Source organism: Ralstonia psammae, assembly GCF_958405935.1.
Lineage (GTDB): Bacteria > Pseudomonadota > Gammaproteobacteria > Burkholderiales > Burkholderiaceae > Ralstonia > Ralstonia psammae.
In genome coordinates this window covers 1-2,996 of the sequence record NZ_CATZBU010000039.1, presented here as the reverse complement: position 1 = coordinate 2,996, position 2,996 = coordinate 1, and the positions used below count along the sequence as shown (strand labels likewise).

1 protein-coding gene is annotated in these 2,996 nt (G+C 61.9%); it reads left to right on the top strand.

All coding sequences use genetic code 11. The features are described from left to right. Nucleotides 1–113: 113 nt before the first annotated feature. Nucleotides 114–2,996: beta strand repeat-containing protein (locus tag R2N16_RS25310; RefSeq protein ID WP_428984176.1), on the top strand; the 2,883-nt coding region annotated here is incomplete at its 3' end.

Below are 2,996 nucleotides of genomic sequence, written 5' to 3'. Positions count from 1 at the left end.
CGTCCCTTGTCAATGGAGGGAACTCCATGGCATTGGGGTGGGCCTCCAGCGCATCGGGGACGAACTCGGTAGCGCTGGGTTTCCAGAGCTCGGATGGTGGTGCATCCAATGTAGTGAGCGTCGGTAACAGCTCACTGGGGGTCACCCGAAGAATCACTCAAGTGGCAGACGGTACCATTGCCTCGGGGTCGACCGATGCTGTGACGGGTAACGAGTTGTACAACTTGTCGACGACAACATCGACAGGTCTAAGCACGGCCAACAGCAAGGTAACGAGCCTGAGCACGTCGGCATCGACGGGCATCAGCACGGCGCAGAGCGGCGTGACCTCGTTGTCCACGGGCTTGAGCACGAACAATAGCAGCGTATCGTCGCTATCGACCATGGTCGGAGGGTGGTCGACCAGCATCAGTTCGGCGACGAGTAGCGTGGCATCGATGTCAACAACGGTCAGCTCTGCGGTGAGCACCGTATCTTCGCTCTCGACCACTGTAGGTGGATTCTCTACCAGTATCAGCACGGCACAGAGCGGGGTTAACTCCCTGTCAACAGCGCTGAGTACGACCAATAGCAATGTATCCAGCCTGAGCACGTCGGCTTCGACGGGGATCAGCACGTCCCAGAGCGGCGTCACCTCGCTGTCCACCGGCCTGTCCACGACCAACAGCAATGTGAGCAGCCTGAGCACGTCGGCTTCGACCGGCATCAGCACGGCGCAGAGCGGTGTGACTTCGCTGTCCACGGGTCTCTCGACGACCAACAGCAACGTATCGAGCCTCTCGACCTCGGCTTCGACCGGCATCAGCACGGCGCAAAGCGGCGTGACTTCGCTGTCGACGGGGTTGTCCACGGCGAATAGCAACGTGTCGAGCCTGAGCACATCCGCATCGACCGGCATTAGCACGGCCCAGAGCGGTGTCACTTCGCTGTCCACGGGCTTGAGCACGACCAACAGCAATGTAGGTAGCCTGTCGACGTCGGCGTCGACTGGCATTAGCACGGCGCAAAGCGGTGTGACCTCACTGTCGACGGGGCTGTCGACGCACACTTCGCAAATCGCCTCGTTGTCTACGGGGTTGAGCACGACCAATAGCAACGTGTCGTCGCTGTCGACCTCGGCGTCGACTGGCATCAGCACGGCGCAGAGCGGCGTGACCTCGTTGTCCACGGGTCTGAGCACGACCAACAGCAATGTGAGCAGCCTGAGCACCTCGGCCTCGACGGGGATTAGCACGGCACAAAGCGGTGTCACTTCGCTGTCCACGGGTCTGTCGACGCACACCTCGCAAATCGCTTCGTTGTCCACCGGTCTTTCGACGACCAACAGCAATGTCTCGAGCCTGTCGACATCCGCGTCGATCGGTATTAGCACCGCACAGAGCGGCGTCACCTCGCTGTCTACCGGCCTGTCCACGACCAACAGCAATGTGAGCAGCCTGAGCACGTCGGCCTCGGCGGGGATCAGCACGGCCCAGAGTGGTGTGACCTCGCTGTCGACGGGCCTGAGTACGACCGACAGCAACGTGTCGTCGTTGTCCACCTCAGCCTCGACCGGGATCAGCACTGCGCAAAGCGGCGTCACCTCGTTGTCCACGGGCTTGAGCACCACCAACAGTAACGTGTCGAGTCTCTCGACCGGGCTGTCGACGACGAACAGCAACGTGAGTAGCCTGAGTACGTCGGCCTCGACGGGTATCAGCACCGCACAAAGCGGCGTGACCTCTCTGTCCACGGGCTTGAGCACGACCAACAGCAATGTGGGTAGCCTGTCGACGTCGGCGTCGACAGGCATCAGCACGGCGCAGAGCGGTGTGACTTCGCTGTCCACGGGGCTGAGCACGACCAATAGCAATGTTTCGTCGCTGTCGACCTCCGCTTCAACCGGCATCAGCACGGTACAGAGTGGTGTGACTTCGCTGTCCACCGGCTTGAGCACGACCAACAGCAACCTGGCATCGCTGTCCACGTCCGCCTCGACCGGCATCAGCACGGCGCAAAGCGGCGTGACTTCGTTGTCCACGGGCCTGAGCACGACGAATAGCAGCCTGGCATCGCTGTCCACGTCCGCCTCGACGGGCTTGAGCACCACCAACAGCAACGTGTCGAGCCTGTCGACTTCGGCTTCGACCGGCATCAGCACGGCGCAAAGTGGCGTCACCTCGCTGTCTACTGGCTTGAGCACCACCAATAGCAACGTGAGCAGCCTGAGCACGTCGGCTTCGACGGGCATCAGCACGGCACAAAGCGGTGTGACCTCGTTGTCCACGGGCCTGAGCACGACGAATAGTAGCCTGGCATCGCTGTCCACGTCCGCCTCGACGGGTCTGAGCACGACCAACAGCAATGTGGGTAGCCTGAGCACGTCGGCCTCGACCGGTATCAGCACGGCACAAAGCGGCGTCACTTCACTGTCGACGGGTCTGTCGACGACCAACAGCAACGTGTCGAGCCTGTCGACCTCGGCTTCGACCGGCATCAGCACGGCGCAAAGTGGTGTCACCTCGCTGTCCACCGGCCTGTCCACCACCAACAGCAACGTGTCGAGCCTGTCGACCTCGGCGTCGACAGGGATCAGCACGGCACAAAGCAGCGTGACCTCGCTGTCCACGGGGCTGAGCACGACCAACAGCAATGTGAGCAGCCTGAGCACATCGGCTTCGACCGGGATCAGCACGGCGCAGAGCGGTGTCACTTCGCTGTCGACCGGCCTCTCGACGACCAACAGCAATGTGTCCAGCCTGTCGACCTCGGCGTCGACTGGGATCAGTACGGCGCAAAGCGGTGTGACTTCGCTGTCCACGGGGCTGAGCACCACCAACAGCAATGTGTCGAGCTTGTCGACCTCTGCCTCGACCGGCATCAGCACGGTTCAGAGCGGCGTGAGCTCGTTGTCGACAGGTCTGTCCACGACCAACAGCAATGTGTCGAGCCTGTCGACCTCCGCGTCGACCGGGATCAGCACCGTGCAAAGTGGCGTGACCTCGCTGTCGACGGGT